The following is a 21,578-nucleotide window of genomic DNA, read 5'->3' on the forward strand; positions in this document are numbered from 1 at the left end:
CCGGGCGCCAGGCGCGTGGCGCGGGTCAGCGCAGGCCGGCGGCCGCCAGTGCGGCGGTCGCCCCGCCGGTCAGCAGTAGTGTGCTGCCCACCGCGAGGGTGCGCAGCGCGACCGCGCCGAACAGCAGCCGGGGCGAGGTGCCGAGGCGCAGCAGCGCGTCGGTGACCTCCCGGCGGTCGGTGCGGACCTCGGCGAGCCGGGTGACCACCGCGGCGGCCGCGCAGCCGAGCACCAGGCAGGCCTCGACCGCGGGCAGCGCGTCGGCGCTGTCGGGCGTGCCGATCCAGTAGCGGACCGTGGTGAGCACCAGCGCGACGGCGAGGGTGAGCACGGCCAGCGGTGCGCCGAGCCGCCGGGCCTGGGCGGTGAGCCCGCGCCCGGCCAGCAGCCGCAGCGGGGTGGGCCGTCCGACGGCGAGCAGCCGCCCGGCCCAGCCCAGCAGCGGGCCGGTGAGCAGGGCGAGGCCGAGCGCGCTGGCGGCCCAGCCGCCGAGGGCGGCGGTGCTGGTGCTGCCGAGCCCGGCGGGCAGGTGGATCGGGCGGCCGTCGGCGGCGGCGCCGGGGCGCAGGGCGATGAGTTCGAGCGCGGCGCCGATGACGCCCAGTCCGGTCGCCAGGGCGATCCGCCAGACGCCGAAGCCGGTCGGGGCCTGGGTGCGGCCGCCGGGCAGGGTCTCGGTGACGGGCACCGCGCAGGCGGCGGCGGTGCCGGCGGTGAGCGGGACCAGGGCGAGCAGGGCGACCGGTGCGGCGGCCGGCAGCGGCACGCCCATGCCGAGGTCGGGGGCGAGCCCGGGCCCGGCGACGTCGTTGCGCAGCACCAGGAAGGCCAACAGGGTCAGCACGCTGCCGAGGGTGGAGGCGAGCGCGACCTCGCCGGCGATCAGTGTCCGGATCCGGTGGGAGCCGGCTCCGGCGGCGGTGAGGCCGGCGATCCGCTCGGGTCGCCGGGCGGGCACCGCGCGGGCGGCGACGGCCGCGAACCAGGCGACGGCGGCGAGCGGGGGCAGGCACCAGAGCAGCCGGGCCAGCGGGCCGGCGCCGCCGGCCGGGTCGCTCATCGCCCGGCCGAGGGAGCGCAGCAGGAAGGCGGCGACCACGGCGGCGGCCAGCGCGGTGAGCAGCCAGCGGCCGAGGTCGGGCACCCGGTAGCCCCGGGCCAGACGGAAATAGAACACGTCGACTCTTTCAGCGGCTCGGCGGCGTTCGGTGGCTCGGCGTTCGGTGGCCTGGCGCCGTCAGCGGCGGGTGGCCGTGACGGCGGGCGCCCCGTTGGCCCCGGGGGCGGTGGTGCCGCGGGGGACGGGGGCGACGGGGGCGGTGAGCCGTCCGTCGACGAGGGCGACGGCGCGGTCCGCGAACCGGACGAGTTCGGCGTCGTGGGTGGCCAGGACGAGGGTGAGCTGGTGGGACCGGGCCGCGCTGGTCAGTATCCGCATGACCTGGTCGGCAGCCTCGCGGTGCAGCGGGGCGGTGGGGTCGTCGGCGAAGACCACGGGCGGCAGCGGGGCCAGGGCGCGGGCGACGGCGACCCGCTGGCGCCGGCTCTGGACGAGCCGCTCGGGGCGCAGCCGGGCGCAGTCGCCGACGTCGAGGCGTTCCAGCCACTCGTCGGCGGCGGTGTAGGCGGCCTTGTTGCCGGCCCCGGCGAGCAGCAGCGGCAGGGCGACGTTCTCCCGGGCGGTCAGTTCGGGCACCAGGTGGGGCTCCGAGCCGACGAAGCCGAAGCGGTCGCGGCGCAGCCGTTCGCGGCCGGCCCGGGCGAGGGTGTGCACGGGGGCGCTGTTGAACCAGACCTCGCCCTCGTCGACCGGGAGCTGCGCGGAGAGGCAGCCGAGCAGGGTGCTCTTGCCGGAGCCGCGCGGGCCGGTGACGGCGAGCACCTCGCCCTCGCGGACGCCGATCGAGATGCCGCGCAGGGCGGGGGTGCCGTCATGGGACTTGACGATCCCTCGGGCCCACAGCACGTCGTTGTCAGGCGGTGCCGCTGACATGAGGATCCATCCTGGGTGGCCGCAGGGATATGACAGTCGTCAGATTAGAACGAGGGGGCCGGGTCGCGGTTGCGGCGCACTGGTCCATCACGGGCAAATCACCCGCATTCAGGCATGTTTGGTCGTACGACTGTGATGTTGAGCGGACCGGGGACGCCGAAGGGCGGCCCCGCGGGGAGCGGGGCCGCCCTTCGGCGGAGGGTGGGGAAGAAGGCTCAGGGGATCAGATCTTCGCCCACGCGTCGGTGAGGCTGGTCCGCAGGATCTGCTCGATCTCGTCGAAGGTCGACTGGTCGGAGATCAGCGGCGGGGCCAGCTGGATGACCGGGTCGCCACGGTCGTCGGCGCGGCAGTACAGGCCGTTGTCGAAGAGGGCCTTCGACAGGAAGCCGTAGAGGACGCGCTCGACCTCCTCGTCGTTGAACGACTCCTTGGTGACCTTGTCCTTCACGAGCTCGATGCCGTAGAAGTACCCGTTGCCGCGGACGTCGCCGACGATCGGCAGGTCGCGCAGCTTGTCCAGGGTGCCCAGGAACGCCGACTCGTTGTCGAGCACGTGCTGGTTCAGGCCCTCGCGCTCGAAGATGTCGAGGTTGGCCAGCGCCACCGCGGAGGAGACCGGGTGGCCACCGAAGGTGTAGCCGTGCAGGAAGGTGTTGTCACCCTTGTAGAACGGCTCGGCGAGGCGGTCCGAGATGATCGTGGCGCCGATCGGGGAGTAGCCCGAGGTCATGCCCTTGGCGCAGGTGATCATGTCGGGCTGGTAGCCGAACTTGTCGGCGCCGAACATGGTGCCCAGGCGGCCGAAGGCGCAGATGACCTCGTCCGAGACCAGCAGCACGTCGTGGCGGTCGCAGATCTCGCGCAGGCGCTGGAAGTACCCGGGCGGCGGCGGGAAGCAGCCACCGGCGTTCTGCACCGGCTCGACGAAGACGGCGGCGACGGTCTCGGCGCCCTCGTTGAGGATGGCCACCTCGATCTCGTCGGCGCACCAGCGGCCGTAGGCCTCGGGGTCGACCGTGCCGTCGGGGCCCTCGAGGAAGGCCGGGGCGCGGTAGATGTTGGTGTTGGGCGCCTTGTGGGTGCCCGGGACCAGCGGCTCGAACGGGGCCTTCAGGCCCGGCAGGCCGGTGATCGACAGGGCGCCCTGCGGGGTGCCGTGGTAGGCGACGGCGCGCGAGATGACCTTGTACTTGGTCGGCTTGCCGGTCAGCTTGAAGTACTGCTTGGCGAGCTTCCAGGCGGTCTCGACAGCCTCGCCGCCACCGGTGGAGAAGAAGACCTTGTTCAGGTCGCCCGGGGCGTAGTTGGCCAGGCGCTCGGCCAGCTCGACGGCCTTCGGGTGGGCGTAGCTCCACACCGGGAAGAAGGCGAGCTCCTTGGCCTGCTTGGCGGCGGCCTCGGCGAGCTCCTCACGGCCGTGGCCGGCCTGGACGACGAACAGGCCGGCGAGGCCGTCGAGGTACTTGCGTCCCTTGTCGTCCCAGACGTAGGTGCCCTCGCCCTTGACGATCGTCGGCACGGGGGAGTTCTCGTACGACGACATGCGGGTGAAGTGCATCCACAGGTGGTCGTAGGCGGTCTTGGAAAGGTCCTTCTGCGCCGGGTCGGCTGTCATCGGGTGCCCCAGGTGTAGGTCTGTTTCCGGAGCTTCAGGTAAACGAAGCTCTCGGTGCTCCGCACGCCGGGAAGCGCGCGGATGCGCTTGTTGATCATTTCGAGCAGGTGCTCGTCGTCCTCGCAGACCAGTTCGGCCAGGAGGTCGAACGAGCCTGCGGTGCAGACGACGTAGTCGACCTCGTCGAGGGCGGCCAACGCGTCGGCGACGGGTTCGATGTCGCCCTCGACCCGGATGCCGACCATCGCCTGGCGGGTGAAGCCGACGGTGAGCGGGTCCGTGACGGCGACGATCTGCATCACGCCCTGGTCGAGCAGCTTCTGGACGCGCTGCCGCACGGCCGCCTCGGACAGGCCGACGGCCTTGCCGATGGCGGCGTACGGGCGGCGCCCGTCCTCCTGGAGCTGCTCGATGATCGCCTTGGAGGCGGCGTCGAGGGGAACGCTGGCGTTCCGGTCGCGGTTGGCCACGCGGCCACTGTGCCTGATCGTTCGCGCGTTCGCAAGCGTGGAAACTGCTGATTTCGTCGTGATCTTGGAAAACGTATGCGGATTTCATTGCCGGAGCGCACTCCGCCTGTCGATACCAGCAGTCGTGCGGCTACCCTGGCACCGTACGCGCGCGCCCCCGAGGGCCGCCGCACGTACCGCCACCAGTGGACCGCGCCGCTCCGGGTGCGGCCACTCGGGACCCTTCGTACGCCGGACCCGCCGACGTACCATGGCGCCGGAATCTGCAACGCCGCAGGCCCAGACCGAGGAGAGATCCGTGAGCGACCTTCGCACGCTGCGCAACTACATCAACGGTGAGTTCGTCGACGCGGTCGACGGCCGCACGCTCGACATCGTCGACCCGACCACCGGCGAGGTCTACGCGACGTCGCCGCTGTCCGGTGCCGCTGACGTGGACGCCGCCATGGCCTCGGCCGCCGCCGCGTTCCCGATCTGGCGCGACTCCACCCCGAGCACCCGGCAGAAGCTGCTGCTCAAGATCGCCGACGCGGTCGAGGCCCGCGCCGACGAGATCGTCGACACCGAGGTGCGCAACACCGGCAAGCCCCGCGCGCTGACCCTCTCCGAGGAGATCGGCCCGATGGTGGACCAGATCCGGTTCTTCGCCGGTGCGGCCCGCATGCTGGAGGGCAAGGCCGCCGGTGAGTACATGGACGGGATGACCTCGATCATCCGCCGCGAGCCGGTCGGCGTCTGCGCCCAGGTCGCGCCGTGGAACTACCCGATGATGATGGCCGTCTGGAAGTTCGCCCCGGCCATCGCCGCGGGCAACGCCGTCGTGCTGAAGCCCTCCGACACCACCCCGGCCTCCACCGTGCTGCTGGCCGAGATCATCGGCGGCGTGCTCAAGGAGCTGGAGCTGCCGGCCGGCGTCTTCAACGTCATCTGCGGCGACCGCGAGACCGGCAAGCTGATGGTCGAGCACAAGACCCCGGCGATGGCCTCCATCACCGGCTCGGTGCGCGCCGGCATCTCGGTCGCCGAGTCCGCCTCCAAGGACGTCAAGCGCGTCCACCTGGAGCTGGGCGGCAAGGCCCCGGTCGTGGTCTTCGAGGACGCCGACATCGCCGAGGCCGTCGAGGGCATCTCGGTGGCGGGCTACTTCAACGCCGGCCAGGACTGTACGGCCGCCACCCGCGTGCTGGTCCACGAGTCGATCCACGACGCCTTCGTCGAGGCGCTGGCCAAGGCCGCGGCCGAGACCAAGACCGGCGGCGTGGACGACGAGGACGTGCTGTACGGCCCGCTGAACAACGCCAACCAGCTGAAGCAGGTCTCCGGCTTCATCGAGCGGCTGCCCGCCCACGCCAAGGTCGAGGCCGGTGGCCACCAGGTCGGTGACAAGGGGTACTTCTACGCCCCGACCGTCGTCTCCGGCCTGAACCAGGACGACGAGATCATCCAGAACGAGGTCTTCGGCCCGGTCATCACCGTGCAGAAGTTCACCGACGAGGACCAGGCCGTCGAGTACGCCAACGGCGTCGAGTTCGCGCTGGCCTCCTCGGTGTGGACCAAGGACCACGCCCGCGCCATGCGGATGTCGCGCCGCCTGGACTTCGGCTGCGTCTGGATCAACACCCACATCCCGCTGGTCGCCGAGATGCCGCACGGCGGCTTCAAGAAGTCCGGCTACGGCAAGGACCTGTCGGCGTACGGCTTCGAGGACTACACCCGGGTGAAGCACGTCATGACCGCGATCTGATCAATTGATCACCGGCTGAACCGACCATGGGCCCGGGTCTTCTCGACCCGGGCCCTGTGTCTTTGCACCCTGTCGACGGTTGGCGCGACCGGCTGACACGATGGAACTGCCCTTCGGGGACGGGCCCGCCCTAGCCTTACCGGCATGAGCATTCCCACCGCTGACTCAGCTGCCGGCCAGGCCGTCAAGGCCGTCGACCGCGCGCACGTCTTCCACTCGTGGTCCGCCCAGGCGCTGATCGACCCCCTCGCGGTGGCCGGCGCCGAGGGCTCGTACTTCTGGGACTACGACGGCAACCGCTACCTCGACTTCTCCTCGCAGCTGGTCAACACCAACATCGGCCACCAGCACCCGAAGGTGGTCGCCGCGATCCAGGAGCAGGCGGCGAAGCTCTGCACCATCGCCCCCGGCTTCGCGGTCGAGGCGCGCAGCGAGGCCGCCCGGCTGATCGCCGAGCGCACCCCCGGAGACCTGGACAAGATCTTCTTCACCAACGGCGGCGCCGAGGCCAACGAGAACGCCATCCGGCTGGCCCGGCTGCACACCGGCCGGCAGAAGGTGCTGTCCACCTACCGCTCGTACCACGGCGCCACCGCCAACGCGATCGCCCTCACCGGCGACCCGCGGCGCTGGCCCAACGAGAGCGGCGTCTCCGGCGTGGTGCACTTCTGGGGGCCGTACGCCTACCGCTCCAACTTCCACGCCGAGAACGAGGCGCAGGAGTGCGAGCGCGCGCTGGAGCACCTGGAGCAGGTGATCGCGTTCGAGGGGCCCGGCACCGTCGCGGCGATCATCCTGGAGACCGTGGTCGGCACCGCGGGCATCCTGGTCCCGCCGGCCGGCTACCTGGCCGGGGTGCGGGAGATCTGCGACCGCTACGGGATCGTGTTCATCCTGGACGAGGTGATGGCCGGCTTCGGCCGCACCGGCGAGTGGTTCGCCGCCGACCACTGGGGCGTCACCCCGGACCTGCTCACCTTCGCCAAGGGCGTCAACTCGGGCTACGTGCCGCTGGGCGGCGTGGCGATCAGCGCCGAGATCGCGGCCACCTTCGCCGAGCGGCCCTTCCCCGGCGGGCTCACCTACTCCGGCCACCCGCTGGCCTGCGCCTCCGCGGTGGCGACCATCACCACCATGGCGGAGGAGGGCATCGTCGAGAACGCCAAGCACATCGGCGAGACGGTGCTCGGCCCCGGCCTGCGCGAGCTGGCCGAGCGGCACCCGTCGATCGGCGAGGTCCGCGGCCTCGGCGTGTTCTGGGCGCTGGACCTGGTGAAGAGCCGGGAGACCCGCGAGCCGCTGGTGCCCTACAACGCGGCCGGCGCCGCCAACGCGCCGATGGGCGAGCTGGCCGCGGCCTGCAAGCAGCGCGGGCTCTGGCCGTTCGTCAACATGAACCGCTTCCACGTCGTCCCGCCGTGCACCGTCACCGAGGAGGAGGCCAAGACCGGCCTCGCGGTCCTGGACGAGGTGCTGTCGCTCACCGACGCGCACACTGTCTGACGTACCAACCAGGACGGCCCCGAGCACCCGCGTGCCCGGGGCCGTCCCACGCTCCGGAAGGCCGCTCATGCCCAGCAGCTCCACCCTGACCCGCCGTGCTCCCGCCTCCAGCCCCGTCCGCCGGCGTTCCGTGCTCGGCGGGGCCGCGCTGCTCGGCGCCGGCGTGCTGACCGGTTGCGGCATCCCGGCCGCGTACGTGGCCGAGGACCGCCGCTCGGCGCCGGACCGTTCGGAGGACGACAAGCGGCTCGTCTTCTCCAACTGGACGCAGTACATCGACACCGACGACGCGGGCGGGCGCCCGACCCTGGACGCCTTCAGCGAGAAGACCGGGATCGCGGTCGGCTACACCGAGGACATCAACGACAACGACGAGTTCTTCGGCAAGATCAGCCCGGTGCTCACCCAGGGCGCCGCCCCCGGCCGGGACCTGATGGTGATCAGCGACTGGATGGCCGGGCGGTACGTCTCACTGGGCTGGGTGCAGGCCATGGACCGGGCCAACCTGCCCAACGTCACGGCCAACCTGGACCCGCAGCTGGCCGACCCGGCCTTCGACCCCGGGCGCCGGCGCAGCGTGCCGTGGCAGTCCGGGATCACCGGCATCGCCTACAACCGCAAGGCGCTCGGCCGGGAGATCAGGTCCACCGCCGACCTGTGGGCGCCCGACCTCAAGGGCCGGGTCACGCTGTTCGCCGGGCTGGACGAGGCGCTCGGGCTGCTGATGCTCTCCCAGGGCGCGGACATCGCGAAGTTCACCGACGACGACGCGCGCCGGGCGATGGACCTGGTGCAGAAGACGGTGGACAGCGGCCACGTCCGGCGCTTCACCGGCAACGACTACACCAGCGACCTCGCCTCCGGTGCGGCGCTCGCCTGCCAGGCCTACTCCGGCGACGCCGTCCAGCTCACCGCCGAGAACCCGGACATCGAGTTCGTGGTGCCGGAGGAGGGCGGCGAGCTGTGGGCGGAGAGCCTGATGATCCCCAACCGGGCCGCCCACAAGCGCAACGCCGAGCTGCTGATCGACTACTACTACCAGCCCGAGGTGGCCGCCGAACTCGCCGCGTTCGTCCAGTACATCTGCCCGGTGCCGGCCGCCCGCGAGGTGCTGGCGGCCAGCGGCGACAAGGAGAAGGCCGAACTCGCCGAGAACCCGCTGGTGTTCCCGACCGACGGGATGCGCGCCCGGCTGCACACCATGCGCGACGTCACCTCGGCCGAGCGGCCCGAGCTGCACAAGGTCTGGGGGCGCATCACCGGGGTGTGACCGCTACCGCCGGACGGCGTCCAGGGCGAGCAGCGCCACGTGCAGGGAGAGGCAGGACTCCACCTGGTCGAGGTCGACGCCGAGGATCCGCTCGACCTTGTGCAGCCGGTCGTAGAAGGACGGCCGGGACAGGTGCGCGGCGTCCGCGGCGGCCGACTTGTTCCGGCCCTGCTCCAGGTAGATCCGCAGCATCTGCACCAACTGGCCGTTGTGCTCGGCGTCGTGGGCCAGCAGCGGGCCCAACTCCCGCTCCACGTACGTCTGCAGCCGGGCGTCGTCGCGCAGCAGGTGGAGCAGGCCGCGCAGCCGGACGTCCGGCAGGCGGTAGTAGGAGGAGCTGCGGCCGCCGGGCGCGTCGTGCAGGGCGGCGTCGGCGACCTGGGTGGCCTCCAGCAGGGTGCGCCGGGCGTCGCGCACCGAGCCGACCGAGGAGCCGACCGCGACCACCGGGCCCGCCGGGTCGCCGCCCTCCCGTCCGGCCTCGGCGGACATCCGGCGCAGCGCGGCGGAGAGGGCGTCCAGCGAGGCGTGCTCGTCCTGCTGGGTGCCGAGCGTGATCAGCAGCCCGACGGCCTCGTCGTCCAGCGCGCCGACCAGGGCGGTCAGCCGACAGGCCCGGACGGCGCCGGCGGCCAGCTCGGTGAAGTCGCGCAGCCGGGCCTGCGCCTCCAGCGCGGCCGGGATCGGGCCGCGCCGCTGCCGCAGCACCACGCCGACCAGCCGGCGGCCCTCCAGCGGGATGCCGAGGGCCTGGGCGCGCAGCGCCGCCTCGGAGACGGTCAGCGCATGGGTGAGGATGCCGGACAGCAGGGTGCGGTGGGTCTGCCGCTCCAGGCTCTCCCGGTCGCGCACCACCAGCCGGTTGAGCGCCAGCGCGGAGGCGCCGCGCTCCAGCAGCATGGTGTGCGGGTGGGCCTCGCCCTCGGGCAGCGGGCCGGGCTCCTGCACCAGCACCAGCCGGCCCCAGTCCTGGCCGCGGGCTCCGACGGTGGTGACCAGCCAGCCGCTGCGCGGGTCGTGGCCGGTGCGTCCGGCCGGCCGGACGCCGCGCGAGCGGCGCTCCCAGTCCTCCAGCACCTCGGCCTCCGGGCGTCCGGCGGCGTCGTGGGCGAGCACCTGGTGGGCCAGGTTCTCCAGGACGACCGGGGCGCCGGCCATCCGGGACACCTGGCGGATCACCTCGGGCGGCTCGGCGCCCTCCACCACCAGCTCGTTGAAGACCTGGTGGACCGACTCGGAGATCCGCAGCTGCTCCAGCTGGGAGTTGACCACCAGGGCGTGCACGGCCTCGGTGACGGCGACGAAGCGCAGCTCGCGGCGGAGCGTGATCAGCGGCAGTCCGCGCTGCTCGGCGGCGTTGACCAGGGCGCGGGGGAGCGAGTCGAAGTAGCGCCGCCCGAACTCGACGACCAGGCCGGCCACCCCGACCTCGTCCAGCTCGCGCACGTAGCGGGCCAGGCCCTCGCGGTCCTCGGGCAGCGCGATGCCGGTGGTCAGCACCAGTTCGCCGCCGCGGAGCATCCCGGCGACGTCGGGCAGTTCGCTGACGTGGACCCAGCGGACCGGCCGCTCCAGGTGGTCGGCGCCGGCCACCACCTGGGGCAGGCCGCGCCGCATCACGTCGAGGTCGAGGACTCGGGCGACGGTGGGGAGCATCGCGGGCCTCCGGGGCTGTGGAGAGCGGAGCCGGGGCTCCGGGCGTTCTGGTTTCGGGTGACGCGGTCAGGGTGACGCGGTCGGGGTGTGCGGTCAGGGTCGTGCAGTCAGGGTGTCAGGTAAATCATCCATCCCCCCGACGACCTGTTGCCCTGCCCGCACCCTTGCACCCTGTAAGGCCCTTCGTGCCGAGGTTGTCGAAGTGACCCTTGTCACCCCAACCCCGCAGCAGGCAAGGTCAGCGGGACCGCAGACCCCCACCGCGGACGCGTGACCCCGCAGCGGTCGAACCACGGCACTTGGAGGAACCAGATGGACCTGACCGACTTCGGCCCGGGCGCGCAGTACATCGCGGGACGCCAGACCAGGGGGAGCGGCGAGCCCTTCCAGGTCGTCAACCCCGCCGACGGCAGCGTGGTCGAGCAGGTCGCGCTGGCCACCGCCGGGGACGTGGACACCGCCGTCGCCGCCGCCAGGGCGGCCCTGCCCGGCTGGTCCTCGGCCACCCCCGGTGCGCGCTCCGAGGCGCTCACCCGGCTGGCCGCCGTGCTGGCCGGGGCGGCCGACGACCTGGCCCGGGTGGAGACCGCGCAGACCGGCAAGCCGGTCAAGCTGGCCACCGAGTTCGACGTGCCCGGCACCGTCGACAACGCCGCCTTCTTCGCCGGCGCCGCCCGCAACCTGGAGGGCAAGGCGGCCGGCGAGTACTCCGGTGACCACACCTCGTACGTGCGGCGCGAGGCGGTCGGCGTGGTCGGCTCGATCTCGCCGTGGAACTACCCGCTGCAGATGGCCGCCTGGAAGATCCTCCCGGCGATCGCCGCGGGCAACACCATCGTGCTCAAGCCGGCCGAGCTGACCCCGCTGACCTCGCTGATGTTCGCCCGGGCCTGCACCGCCGCCGACATCCCGGACGGCGTGGTCAACGTGGTCACCGGCGCCGGGCGCACCGCGGGCGAGCACCTGGTCGGGCACCCGGACGTCGCGATGGTCTCCTTCACCGGCTCCACCGGCGTCGGCAAGCGGGTCGCCGAGATCGCCACCGCGGGCGTCAAGCGCACCCACCTGGAGCTCGGCGGCAAGGCCCCGTTCGTGGTCTTCGACGACGCCGACCTGGACGCCGCGGTGCACGGAGCGGTCGCGGCCTCGCTGATCAACGGCGGCCAGGACTGCACCGCCGCCACCCGCGCCTACGTCCAGCGCCCGCTGTACGACGCCTTCGTGGCCGGGGTGGCCGAGCTGTACGCGGCGATCCGGATCGGCGACCCGCTGAACCCGCGCACCGACCTCGGCCCGCTGGTCTCGTACGCCCACCGGGACCGGGTGGCCGGCTTCGTGGAGCGCGCCCGCTCGTACGCCACCGTGGTCACCGGCGGCCGGGCCCCGGAGAAGGGCCACGACGGCACCGACCTCACCCGGGGCGCGTACTACCGGCCGACCCTGATCACCGGCGCGGCCCAGGACAGCGAGGTCGTGCAGGGCGAGATCTTCGGCCCGGTGCTGGTGGTGCTGCCCTTCGACGGCGACGACGAGGGCCTGCGGCTGGCCAACGACACCCCGTACGGGCTGGCCGCCTCCGCCTGGACGAGCAACGTGCACCGCTCGCTGCGCGCCACCCGGGAGATCGCGGCCGGCTGCGTCTGGGTCAACGACCACATCCCGATCATCAGCGAGATGCCGCACGGCGGCTACAAGGCGTCCGGCTACGGCAAGGACATGTCCCAGTACTCGCTGGACGAGTACACCCAGGTCAAGCACGTCATGTTCGACACCACCGCGGTGGCCCGCAAGGACTGGCACCGCACCGTCTTCGGAGACAGATAACCCCCGGACCACGCGGGTGCCCCCACACCCCATCTCCCCCAGGAGGCCCGTTCCATGGCGTTCAACGAGCTCACCGACGGTCTGCCCGAACCGGTCCGAAGGGCCTGGGAACGCAGTCTGACCAGCGGCCGGGCCGCGCTCGGCCGCCGCACCCTGCTGCGCGCCGCCGCGCTGAGCGCCGGAGCGGGCACCCTGGCCGCCTGCGGGATCCCGGCGGCCCCCCGGGCGACCGGCGACTCGACCGCGAACGCCGCCAAGGACCTCTCGGAGACGCAGAAGGAGGTCGACTTCTCCAACTGGCCGCTGTACGTGGACACGGACGAGAAGGACAAGGAGAAGCACGGCACCCTGGAGGCCTTCACCGAGGCCACCGGGATCAAGGTGAAGTACAACGAGGACGTCAACGACAACGTCGAGTTCTTCGGGAAGATCAAGCCGCAGCTCGCCTCCGGCCAGGACACCGGCCGCGACCTGATGGTGCTCACCGACTGGATGGCCGCCCGGCTGATCCGGCTCGGCTGGGTGCAGAAGCTCAACCCGGCGAACGTCACCACCGCGATCACCACCATCGAGTCGCGCTTCCGCGCCCCCGACTGGGACCCGGGGCGGCTCTACTCCTACCCGTGGGCCGGCATCCAGACCGTCGTCGCGTACAACCGGAAGGCGACCAGGGGGAAGGAGGTCACCAGCGTCTCCCAGCTGCTGGACGATCCCGACCTCAAGGGCCGGGTCACCTTCCTCTCCGAGATGCGCGACAGCATCGGGATGGTCCTGCTGGACCAGGGCAAGAGCACCGAGAGGTTCACCGCCGACGACTTCGACAGCGCGGTCGCCCGCCTCCAGAAGGCCGTCGACAGCAAGCAGATCCGCCGCTTCACCGGCAACGACTACGGCCAGGAGCTCTCCGCCGGCGACATCGCGGCCTGCATCGCCTGGGGCGGCGACCTGATCCAACTGCGCGCCGACAACCCGGACATCGAGTTCGTCATCCCGGAGAAGGGCTACATCGCCTCGACCGACAACATGCTGGTCCCGGCCAGGGCCCAGCACAAGGCGAACGCGGAGAAGCTGATCGACTTCTACTATCAGCCGAAGATCGCGGCGCAGCTGGTCGCGGGCATCGGCTTCGTCTCCGCCGTCACCGGGATGAAGGACGAGCTCGCCGGCATCGCCCCGGACACCGCGGCCAACCCGCTGGTCGTACCCACCCCCGAGATGGCGGGCAGGGCGCACGTGTTCCGCACGCTCTCCGAGAGCGAGGAGAGCGACTTCGAGCAGAAGTTCTCCAAGCTCATCGGCGCCTGACCCCCGCTCCCGGCAGAGAATCCCAGGAAGACACCACCCCATGACAGACCAGCAGCGCGACGCGGCCGTCGGCGGCGACGTCCGGCTCACCGGCATCGGCAAGACCTACGGCTCCTTCACCGCCGTCCACCCGCTCGACCTGACCGTCCCGCAGGGCTCGTTCTTCGCCCTGCTCGGCGCCTCCGGCTGCGGCAAGACCACCACCCTGCGCATGATCGCCGGCCTGGAGGAGCCCACCAGCGGCACCGTCCTGATCGGCGGCCAGGACGTCACCGCCCTGCCCCCGTACAAGCGGCCGGTGAACACCGTCTTCCAGAGCTACGCGCTCTTCCCGCACCTGGACATCTTCGAGAACGTCGCCTTCGGCCTGCGCCGGCGCGGCAGGAAGGACGTCAGGAAGCAGGTCGAGGAGATGCTGGAGCTGGTCGAGCTCGGCCAGTACGCCCGGCGCAAGCCGCACCAGCTCTCCGGCGGCCAGCAGCAGCGCGTCGCGGTCGCCCGCGCACTGATCAACCACCCGCAGGTGCTGCTCCTGGACGAGCCGCTCGGCGCGCTCGACCTCAAGCTCCGCCGCCAGATGCAGCTGGAGCTCAAGCGGATCCAGACCGAGGTCGGCATCACCTTCGTGCACGTCACCCACGACCAGGAGGAGGCCATGACCATGGCCGACACCATCGCGGTGATGAACGGCGGCCGGGTCGAGCAGCTGGGCGCCCCCGCCGACCTGTACGAGAACCCCGCCACCACCTTCGTGGCCAACTTCCTCGGCCAGTCCAACCTGCTGCCCGCCGAGGTCACCGGCACCGAGGGCGGCGACCTGCTGCTCAGCGCGGCCGGCGCCCGCCTCGCGGTGCCGAAGGCGCGCTGCGCCACCGACGCCAAGCGCGTCCACCTGGGCGTGCGCCCGGAGAAGATCACCATCACCCACGCCTCCGAGCAGGTCGCCGACGGCCGCAACCGGCTGGCCGGCACGGTGCTCGACTCCAGCTTCATCGGCGTCTCCACCCAGTACGTGGTGCGCACCGACGGCGGCCAGGAGGTCACCGTCTTCGAGCAGAACATGGAGCGCGACGCGCGGATCGTCCCCGGCGCGGCCGTCCAGCTGCACTGGAACCCGGCGCACTCCTTCGCCCTGGACGCCGCCCAGGCGATCGACGCGGGCACCGCGGAGGAGGCCGCATGACCACCACCACCCCGGCCGCGCCACCCCAGGTCATACCGCTGGAGGGACCGGCGCCGAAGCCCAGGCGCAAGCTCACCCCGTACTGGCTGCTGCTTCCCGGCATCGCCTGGCTGGTCGTCTTCTTCGCCGTCCCGCTGGTCTACCAGGCGTCGACCTCGCTGCAGAGCGGCTCGCTCGAAGAGGGCTTCAAGGTCACCTGGCACATATCGACCTACTGGGACGCCCTGGTCGAGTACCGGTGGCACTTCCTGCGCTCGTTCTCCTACGCGGCCGTCGCCACCGTGCTCTGCCTGGCCGTCGGCTACCCGCTCGCGTACACGATCGCCTTCAAGGCGAGCAAGCGCTGGCGCAACGTCATCCTGATCCTGGTCATCGCGCCGTTCTTCACCAGCTTCCTGATCCGCACGCTGGCCTGGAAGACCATCCTGTCCGACGGCGGCCCGGTGGTCGGCGCGCTGAACGCGCTGCACGTCCTGGACGTCACCAACCTGCTCGGCCTGACCAGCGGCGACCGGGTGCTGGCCACGCCGCTCGCCGTGGTCTGCGGCCTGACCTACAACTTCCTGCCGTTCATGATCCTGCCGCTGTACACCTCGTTGGAGCGGATCGACCCGCGCCTGCACGAGGCGGCCGGTGACCTCTACGCCCGGCCGTTCACCACCTTCCGCAAGGTCACCTTCCCGATCTCGCTGCCGGGCGTGGTCGCGGGCACCCTGCTGACCTTCATCCCCGCCTCCGGCGACTACATCAACGCCCAGCTGCTGGGCTCGCCGAGCGAGCAGATGGTCGGCAACGGCATCCAGAAGCAGTTCCTGAACGTGCTCGACTACCCCACGGCCGCCGCGCTGAGCTTCATCCTGATGGCCCTGATCCTGGGCATGGTGACGGTCTACATGCGCAAGGCCGGGACGGAGGATCTGGTCTGATGTCCCGGATTTCCAAGTGGATCCGCGCCCACCTGGTGGTGCTGGCCGGCCTGCTGGCCCTCGCCTACCTGGTGCTGCCCAACCTGGTCGTGCTCGCCTTCTCGTTCAACAAGCCGGTGGGCAAGTTCAACTACGAGTGGAACGAGTTCTCCACCGACGCCTGGACCAACCCCTGCGGCGTGGCCGACATGTGCCAGTCGCTCTCGCTCAGCCTGCAGATCGCGGTGCTCGCCACCATCGGCGCCACCGTGCTCGGGACCATGGTCGCCTTCGCGCTGGCCCGCTACCGCTTCCGCGGCCGCTCGGCCACCACCGCGATGATCTTCCTGCCGATGGCCATGCCCGAGGTGGTCATGGCCGCCTCGCTCGGGACGCTCTTCCTCAACATGCGCATCCCGTTCGGGTTCACCACCATCCTCATCGCCCACATCATGTTCTGCCTCAGCTTCGTGGTGACGGCGGTCAAGGCGCGCGTGATGAGCATGGACCCGAGGCTCGAACAGGCCGCCCAGGACCTCTACGCGACCCCCGTCCAGACCTTCCTGAGAGTCACCCTGCCGCTGGCGGCGCCCGGCATCGCGGCGGGCGCGCTGCTCAGCTTCGCGCTCTCCTTCGACGACTTCATCATCACCCAGTTCAACTCGGGGCCGACCACGGTCACCTTCCCGATGTTCGTCTGGGGCGCCTCGCAGCGCGGCATCCCGGTACAGGTGAACGTCATCGGCACCGCGATGTTCCTCGCCGCCGTCCTGCTGACCGTCGTCGGCCAGTGGCTGGGCAACCGCCGGAAGGCCGCCGCCTGACATACGGTCGACGACGGTGGCCAGTACAACCATCACCTATTCGTAGAAAGTGGCTGATAATGCATGGACTCCGCCCGCGCACTCAGTGACGCCAGGCCCACCCCCTTCTGGCTGGAGGATCCCGGCCGGCCGGCGGCACTGCCCGCCCTGGTCGGCGACACCACCTGCGACCTGCTGGTCGTCGGCGGCGGCTACTCCGGCCTGTGGACCGCCCTCATCGCCAAGGAACGCGACCCCTCGCTGGACGTCGTGCTGGTCGAGGGCAACGAGGTCGGGTGGGCCGCGTCCGGGCGCAACGGCGGGTTCTGCGCGGCCAGCCTGACCCACGGCTTCGGCAACGGCCTGGACCGCTGGCCGTCCGAACTGGCCCAGCTGGAACGCCTCGGTGCCGCCAACCTCGACGGCATCGAGGCCACCCTCAAGCGCTACGGCATCGACGCCGAGTGGGAGCGCACCGGCGAGATCGACGTCGCCACCCAGCCCCACCAGGTCGAGGAGCTCCACGAGATCGCCGAGGCGGTCGCCCGGTACGGCTTCGACATCACCGTCCTGGACGCCGACCAACTGCGCGCCGAGGTCGACTCGCCGACCTTCCTCGGCGGCCTCTGGGACAAGGAGGGCGTGGCGATGGTCCACCCCGCCAAGCTCGCCTGGGGCCTCAAGGACGCCTGCCTGGGCCAGGGCGTGCGGATCTTCGAGCACACCCGGGCCACCGACCTGCGGGAGCACGGCAGCGGCATGGCCGTCCGCACCCCGTACGGCCGGGTCTTCGCCCGCAAGGTCGCGCTCGGCACCAACGTGTTCCCGTCGCTGCTCAAGCGGGTCCGCCCGTACGTCGTCCCGGTGTACGACTACGCGCTGATGACCGAGCCGCTCAGCGAGGAGCAGCTCGCCGCGATCGGCTGGCGCGGGCGCCAGGGCCTCGGCGACAGCGCCAACAAGTTCCACTACTTCCGGCTCTCCGCCGACAACCGGATCCTCTGGGGCGGCTACGACGCGGTCTACCACTTCGGCGGCCAGGTCCGGCACGAGTACGACCAGCGGCCGGAGACCTTCCGCACCCTGGCCAACCACTTCTTCCGCTGCTTCCCGCAGCTGGAGGGCCTGCGCTTCACCCACGCCTGGGGCGGCGCGATCGACACCTGCAGCCGCTTCTCGGCGTTCTTCGACACCGGGTACCGGGGCAAGGTCGCGTACGCGGTCGGCTACACCGGGCTCGGCGTCGGCGCGACCCGCTTCGGCGCCGAGGTGATGCTCGACCTGCTGGCCGGCGAGCGCACCGAGCGCACCTCGCTGGAGATGGTGCGCAGCAAGCCGCTGCCGTTCCCGCCCGAGCCGGTGCGCTGGGCCGGGATCGAGCTCACCACCCGGTCGCTGGAGCGGGCGGACCGCAACGGCGGCCACCGCAACCTCTGGCTGCGCACCCTCGACCGGCTGGGGCTCGGCTTCGACAGCTGAACCGCTGAAATGCTGAACCACTGGAACGCTGAACCGCTGATCTGCCGAAACGGCTGAAGCCGTTGAAATCGTTGAAACCGTTGAAACCACGAACGCCCGTAGCCGGGTGCCCCTAGTCGTGTAATCGGGACCCGCCGTCCGCCTCTCCTTGGTGACGGCGGGTCTCGCTCTTCCCGCCGTCTCCGAACAGTACGAACGGCAAGAAGCGGGGACACGACATGGAGACCACCGGACTGCACTGGCTCGCCCAGGCGGCACCGGACCCGGAGGCCTTCCGGGACCAGTGGGAGCGCACCGGGCTGGGCCTGGTGCTGCTGCCGGCCGGCCGGCGTTGGGACGTCCTCTCCGTCCCCGGACGGCTCGGGCGCCCGGCCGCGGAGGTCCTGGACCCGCGCACCCGCGGTCCGGTCCTCACCGACTTCGGGGGCGGGCAGGTCAGCTTCCTGGTGCCCGTCGGCACCGCCGCCCGCTGGATCGGCACCGGCGTGCGCGGTGCGGGGGAGGGCACCTGGATCGTCGTCCCGCACCCCGGGCGCCGCAGCCGGGGCGTGCGCTGGCTGGTCCCGCCGGACGGCTCCGGGCGGCTCACCGACCCGGTGCTGCTGGAGCTCGCCCTGCACGAGGCGGCGGCCCGGCTCGGCGGCTGGTGAGCCCCGCCGTCTCGTGCGGAACCGGGGGCCCGGGGGGCGTGAGGAGGTGCCCGGGGGCGCCCGGTAGCGCTCCGGGCGCCCGGCGACTGGCGCGCGGAGCGGGCGGTCGCGTCAGACTGGAGGCGTGACCACCGTCCCGCACGCCGTCGACGCGTCCCTCCGCCCGGGCCCCGCCCAGCTGCGCCTGGCCGCGCTGGCCGCACCCGTCTGCGACCGGTACGGCCTCGCCCTGGCGGGAGGGCACGCGCTGCGCGCCCACGGCGTCTCGGCCTGCCCGCAGGACGGGCTGACCCTGGCGACCGGCGGCGCCGACCTGCCGGAGGTGGCCGCCGCGCTGTGCGAGGCGTACCGGGCGGCGGGCGGCGGGGCCGTCGAGCGGCCGGGCACACCGCGACTGGAACAGCTCACCGTCCGGCTGGCGCTGGGTGGGCGGTCGCACTCGGTGGAACTGCGCAAGGAACCGCTGGGACACCGGCCGGTCCGGTTCGACCTCGGTGCGCCCGGACCGGACGAGCCCCCGGCGGTGCTGCCGGCCGTCGCCCTGGAGGACGCGGCCGCGCTGACCACCGCGCTGCTCGTGGACCGGGGCATGCCCCGCGACCTGATCGACGTGCACGCCCTCACCCGCTGCTACCGGGAGGGCGAACTGCTCGCGCTGGCAGCCGAGTTGGACCCGGACTTCCAGCCCGCGGCGCTGGCCGAACGGCTGGAGGCGCTCGCCGAGGCGGCGGACGGGCGGTTCCGCGCCCGGGGCGTGCCGGCCGGGAAGGTGGACGAGCTGAAGCGGTGGGCGCTGGCCTGGGCGCAGGACCTGCGGCTGGACCTGCTGGAGACCCGGGAGGCGGCGGACGGGCTGCACGACCCGTACCTGGAGGAGCCGGAGGACGGGGAGTCCTGACGCCCTGGTCCCGCGGGTGCCCGCGGTGTTTGGGTGCCCGTGCCGTTGGGGGCATTCGTGGTGGGTTCACACGTTCGGGCGAGTGACCGGACGACCTGTAAGGCTGAATCCACGATCCCCGTCAGCCTGTTCGTTGAGCTGCGCCGGAGCGGCCACCAGACTGGGAGACGAGCGCGGTAGCCCCGTGATTCCCGTCGCCCGGCCCACGTGCGGGCGGCGCCAGACCGGACCGGTGGCAGGACGCCGCCCGGGACTTCGGAGGCAGACGGACCTTGAGCAAGCACATCATTCACTGGATCGGCGGCAAGCCCGTCGCCACCGCCGGTGCGGCCCCCCGTCGCGGCGAGGTCTTCGACCCGGCCACCGGCCAGGTCGCCGGCCAGGTCGACTTCGCCGAGATCGCCGAGGTCGACCAGGCCGTGGCCGCCGCCGCCTCGGCCTTCACCGAGTGGCGCACCGCCTCGATCGCGAAGCGGACGACGGTGCTCTTCGCCTTCCGCGAGCTGCTGAACGCCCGCCGCGACGAGCTGGCCTCGATCATCGTGGCCGAGCACGGCAAGGTGCACTCCGACGCGCTCGGCGAGATCGCCCGCGGCCTGGAGGTCGTGGAGTACGCCTGCGGCATCCCGCAGCTGGTCAAGGGCGGCTTCACCGAGCAGGCCTCGACCGGCGTCGACGTCTACTCGATCCGCCAGCCGCTCGGCCCGGTCGCGATCATCTCGCCGTTCAACTTCCCGGCCATGGTGCCGATGTGGTTCTTCCCGATCGCCATCGCGGCCGGCAACACCGTCGTGGTGAAGCCCTCGGAGAAGGACCCGTCCGCCGCCAACTTCCTCGCCGAGCTGTGGAAGGAGGCCGGCCTGCCGGACGGCGTCTTCAACGTCGTGCACGGCGACAAGGTGGCCGTCGACCGCCTGCTGGAGCACCCGGACGTCAAGTCCGTCAGCTTCGTCGGCTCCACCCCGATCGCCCGCTACGTCTACGAGACCGGCACCCGCTACGGCAAGCGCGTGCAGGCCCTGGGCGGCGCCAAGAACCACATGCTGGTCCTGCCGGACGCCGACCTCGACCTCGCCGCCGACGCCGCCGTCAACGCGGGCTTCGGCGCGGCCGGCGAGCGCTGCATGGCGGTGTCCGTGCTGGTCGCGGTCGACCCGATCGGCGACGAGCTGGTCGAGAAGATCAAGCAGCGGATCGCCACCCTGAAGGTCGGCCCCGGCTGCAACGGCGAGTCCGAGATGGGTCCGCTGGTCACCGGCCAGCACCGGGACAAGGTCACCTCCTACGTGGAGTCCGGGGTCGCCGACGGCGCCGAGCTCGCGGTGGACGGCCGCAAGCACCCGGTCACCGCCGAGGACCGGAACGGCTCCCCGACGGCCGACGGCTTCTGGCTCGGCCCCACGCTGTTCGACCACGTGAAGCCCGGCATGTCCGTCTACAACGACGAGATCTTCGGCCCGGTCCTCTCGGTGGTGCGCGTCGACTCGTACGAGGAGGGCCTGGCGCTGATCAACGCCAACCCGTACGGCAACGGCACCGCCCTCTTCACCAACGACGGCGGCGCGGCCCGGCGCTTCCAGTTCGAGGTGGAGGTGGGCATGGTCGGCATCAACGTGCCGATCCCGGTCCCGGTCGCCTACTACTCCTTCGGCGGCTGGAAGGCCTCGCTGTTCGGCGACGCCCACGCGTACGGCCCGGACGGCGTGCAGTTCTTCACCCGGGGCAAGGCCGTGACCCAGCGCTGGCTGGACCCGTCGCACGGCGGCATCAACCTGGGCTTCCCCACCAACAGCTGATCCGCACGGCACCACCGGCCGGACCCCTCTCCCCGGGGTCCGGCCGGCCGTCTTTGCACGACGTTTGCATCGGTGCGTGGAAGCGCGTACAGTTCTTCGAGCTGCCTGGCAGGGAGCACCGGACACGCATCTGCGCGGACGGTCCCGCGGTGGCCAATCCTCTGAAACACCACTTCCGGTTCGTGCCGGTCGTTTGCGCTTTTCGGCGCTGTGACCTGGTGCTTATTCGGCGTGCTCGTTTTATCGGGTTGCGGTCGGATTCGCTTTTCGGAGCGGGGATCGGCTAGAGTTTGAAACGTCGGACAGGGCGTCAAACCCCGGAAGACACCGGCGAGTTGGATGAACGAAGCCCCGGAAACGGAGCGGAAAACATCTGATAAGCTGGAAACACGAAAGAACGAAGCCCGGAGGGTCCGCTGGAAGGCGGTCCGAAGGAAGCGTCCGTTCCTTGAGAACTCAACAGCGTGCCAAAAGTCAACGC

Annotated in this window: 17 protein-coding genes; 12 read left to right on the forward strand and 5 right to left on the reverse strand. The window is 71.6% G+C overall.

Translation table 11 applies throughout. The features are described 5' to 3' along the window. Positions 1-25: 25 nt before the first annotated feature. The 4 genes from ACFRQN_RS17290 to ACFRQN_RS17305 all read right to left on the reverse strand — a co-directional run bounded on the left by ACFRQN_RS17290 (position 26) and on the right by ACFRQN_RS17305 (position 4,081). A complete protein-coding gene (locus tag ACFRQN_RS17290) occupies positions 26-1,177 on the reverse strand; it encodes a hypothetical protein (RefSeq protein ID WP_380741074.1) in 1,152 nt (383 codons plus the stop codon). Between the two features lie 60 nt (positions 1,178-1,237). Beyond that, positions 1,238-1,993 carry an ABC transporter ATP-binding protein gene (locus ACFRQN_RS17295; protein WP_049651896.1) on the reverse strand — a complete coding sequence of 252 codons (756 nt, stop codon included), beginning with the start codon at positions 1,991-1,993 and terminating at the stop codon, positions 1,238-1,240. Between the two features lie 223 nt (positions 1,994-2,216). Next, a complete protein-coding gene (locus ACFRQN_RS17300; RefSeq protein WP_049651897.1) occupies positions 2,217-3,611 on the reverse strand; it encodes an aspartate aminotransferase family protein in 1,395 nt (464 codons plus the stop codon). Beyond that, positions 3,608-4,081, reverse strand: a complete 474-nt coding sequence (locus ACFRQN_RS17305) for an Lrp/AsnC family transcriptional regulator (RefSeq protein ID WP_030306695.1) — start codon at positions 4,079-4,081, stop codon at positions 3,608-3,610. Before ACFRQN_RS17305 ends, ACFRQN_RS17300 begins: the two co-directional genes overlap by 4 nt. Positions 4,082-4,331: 250 nt before the next feature. Here ACFRQN_RS17305 and ACFRQN_RS17310 point away from each other — a divergent pair, with 250 nt between their 5' ends. The 3 genes from ACFRQN_RS17310 to ACFRQN_RS17320 all read left to right on the forward strand — a co-directional run bounded on the left by ACFRQN_RS17310 (position 4,332) and on the right by ACFRQN_RS17320 (position 8,598). Next, entirely contained in the window at positions 4,332-5,825 is a 1,494-nt protein-coding gene (locus tag ACFRQN_RS17310; RefSeq protein ID WP_380741075.1) for a gamma-aminobutyraldehyde dehydrogenase, read from the forward strand. Positions 5,826-5,969: 144 nt separating this feature from the next. Continuing rightward, on the forward strand, positions 5,970-7,328 hold the full coding sequence (locus ACFRQN_RS17315; protein ID WP_049651899.1) for an aspartate aminotransferase family protein: 1,359 nt from the start codon (positions 5,970-5,972) through the stop codon (positions 7,326-7,328). 67 nt (positions 7,329-7,395) lie between these two features. After that, positions 7,396-8,598, forward strand: a complete 1,203-nt coding sequence (locus ACFRQN_RS17320) for a spermidine/putrescine ABC transporter substrate-binding protein (RefSeq protein WP_380741076.1) — start codon at positions 7,396-7,398, stop codon at positions 8,596-8,598. Positions 8,599-8,601: 3 nt separating this feature from the next. Here ACFRQN_RS17320 and ACFRQN_RS17325 read toward each other — a convergent pair whose 3' ends face one another. After that, positions 8,602-10,254, reverse strand: a complete 1,653-nt coding sequence (locus tag ACFRQN_RS17325; protein ID WP_074001528.1) for a PucR family transcriptional regulator ligand-binding domain-containing protein — start codon at positions 10,252-10,254, stop codon at positions 8,602-8,604. 312 nt (positions 10,255-10,566) lie between these two features. On the opposite strand from ACFRQN_RS17325, the gene ACFRQN_RS17330 reads away from it, so the two are divergent. The 9 genes from ACFRQN_RS17330 to ACFRQN_RS17370 all read left to right on the forward strand — a co-directional run bounded on the left by ACFRQN_RS17330 (position 10,567) and on the right by ACFRQN_RS17370 (position 21,097). Next, positions 10,567-12,078, forward strand: coding sequence for a gamma-aminobutyraldehyde dehydrogenase (locus ACFRQN_RS17330; RefSeq protein WP_380741077.1), 1,512 nt, complete (start codon positions 10,567-10,569; stop codon positions 12,076-12,078). Between the two features lie 54 nt (positions 12,079-12,132). Then, positions 12,133-13,383, forward strand: a complete 1,251-nt coding sequence (locus tag ACFRQN_RS17335; protein WP_380741078.1) for an extracellular solute-binding protein — start codon at positions 12,133-12,135, stop codon at positions 13,381-13,383. A 40-nt stretch (positions 13,384-13,423) separates the two neighbouring features. Beyond that, entirely contained in the window at positions 13,424-14,566 is a 1,143-nt protein-coding gene (locus tag ACFRQN_RS17340) for an ABC transporter ATP-binding protein (RefSeq protein ID WP_074001531.1), read from the forward strand. Further along, positions 14,563-15,492 carry an ABC transporter permease gene (locus ACFRQN_RS17345; protein ID WP_049651905.1) on the forward strand — a complete coding sequence of 310 codons (930 nt, stop codon included), beginning with the start codon at positions 14,563-14,565 and terminating at the stop codon, positions 15,490-15,492. The genes ACFRQN_RS17340 and ACFRQN_RS17345 overlap by 4 nt, the downstream gene beginning before the upstream one ends. Continuing rightward, positions 15,492-16,295 carry an ABC transporter permease gene (locus ACFRQN_RS17350; RefSeq protein ID WP_074001532.1) on the forward strand — a complete coding sequence of 268 codons (804 nt, stop codon included), beginning with the start codon at positions 15,492-15,494 and terminating at the stop codon, positions 16,293-16,295. Before ACFRQN_RS17345 ends, ACFRQN_RS17350 begins: the two co-directional genes overlap by 1 nt. Before the next feature lie 63 nt (positions 16,296-16,358). After that, on the forward strand, positions 16,359-17,753 hold the full coding sequence (locus tag ACFRQN_RS17355; RefSeq protein WP_049651907.1) for an FAD-binding oxidoreductase: 1,395 nt from the start codon (positions 16,359-16,361) through the stop codon (positions 17,751-17,753). Positions 17,754-17,971: 218 nt separating this feature from the next. Beyond that, the gene (locus tag ACFRQN_RS17360; protein WP_049651908.1) at positions 17,972-18,403 is read left to right on the forward strand and encodes a hypothetical protein; all 432 of its coding nucleotides are present in this window, start codon (positions 17,972-17,974) and stop codon (positions 18,401-18,403) included. Positions 18,404-18,527: 124 nt separating this feature from the next. Beyond that, complete coding sequence (locus ACFRQN_RS17365) at positions 18,528-19,301, forward strand: hypothetical protein (RefSeq protein ID WP_380741079.1); 774 nt, start codon at positions 18,528-18,530, stop codon at positions 19,299-19,301. A 272-nt stretch (positions 19,302-19,573) separates the two neighbouring features. After that, positions 19,574-21,097 carry a CoA-acylating methylmalonate-semialdehyde dehydrogenase gene (locus ACFRQN_RS17370; RefSeq protein ID WP_049660358.1) on the forward strand — a complete coding sequence of 508 codons (1,524 nt, stop codon included), beginning with the start codon at positions 19,574-19,576 and terminating at the stop codon, positions 21,095-21,097. The last annotated feature ends 481 nt before the right edge of the window (positions 21,098-21,578 follow it).

The organism is Kitasatospora sp. NPDC056800 (assembly GCF_042789775.1).
In the GTDB taxonomy this organism is placed as follows: Bacteria; Actinomycetota; Actinomycetes; order Streptomycetales; family Streptomycetaceae; genus Kitasatospora.

Coding starts and splice junctions, on each gene's coding strand:
- ACFRQN_RS17295 (WP_049651896.1), bottom strand. CDS start 1,993: ATGTCAGCGGCACCGCCTGACAACGACGTGCTGTGGGCCCGAGGGATC.
- ACFRQN_RS17300 (WP_049651897.1), bottom strand. CDS start 3,611: ATGACAGCCGACCCGGCGCAGAAGGACCTTTCCAAGACCGCCTACGAC.
- ACFRQN_RS17310 (WP_380741075.1), top strand. CDS start 4,332: ATGGCGCCGGAATCTGCAACGCCGCAGGCCCAGACCGAGGAGAGATCC.
- ACFRQN_RS17315 (WP_049651899.1), top strand. CDS start 5,970: ATGAGCATTCCCACCGCTGACTCAGCTGCCGGCCAGGCCGTCAAGGCC.
- ACFRQN_RS17320 (WP_380741076.1), top strand. CDS start 7,396: ATGCCCAGCAGCTCCACCCTGACCCGCCGTGCTCCCGCCTCCAGCCCC.
- ACFRQN_RS17325 (WP_074001528.1), bottom strand. CDS start 10,254: ATGCTCCCCACCGTCGCCCGAGTCCTCGACCTCGACGTGATGCGGCGC.
- ACFRQN_RS17330 (WP_380741077.1), top strand. CDS start 10,567: ATGGACCTGACCGACTTCGGCCCGGGCGCGCAGTACATCGCGGGACGC.
- ACFRQN_RS17335 (WP_380741078.1), top strand. CDS start 12,133: ATGGCGTTCAACGAGCTCACCGACGGTCTGCCCGAACCGGTCCGAAGG.
- ACFRQN_RS17340 (WP_074001531.1), top strand. CDS start 13,424: ATGACAGACCAGCAGCGCGACGCGGCCGTCGGCGGCGACGTCCGGCTC.
- ACFRQN_RS17345 (WP_049651905.1), top strand. CDS start 14,563: ATGACCACCACCACCCCGGCCGCGCCACCCCAGGTCATACCGCTGGAG.
- ACFRQN_RS17350 (WP_074001532.1), top strand. CDS start 15,492: ATGTCCCGGATTTCCAAGTGGATCCGCGCCCACCTGGTGGTGCTGGCC.
- ACFRQN_RS17355 (WP_049651907.1), top strand. CDS start 16,359: ATGGACTCCGCCCGCGCACTCAGTGACGCCAGGCCCACCCCCTTCTGG.
- ACFRQN_RS17360 (WP_049651908.1), top strand. CDS start 17,972: ATGGAGACCACCGGACTGCACTGGCTCGCCCAGGCGGCACCGGACCCG.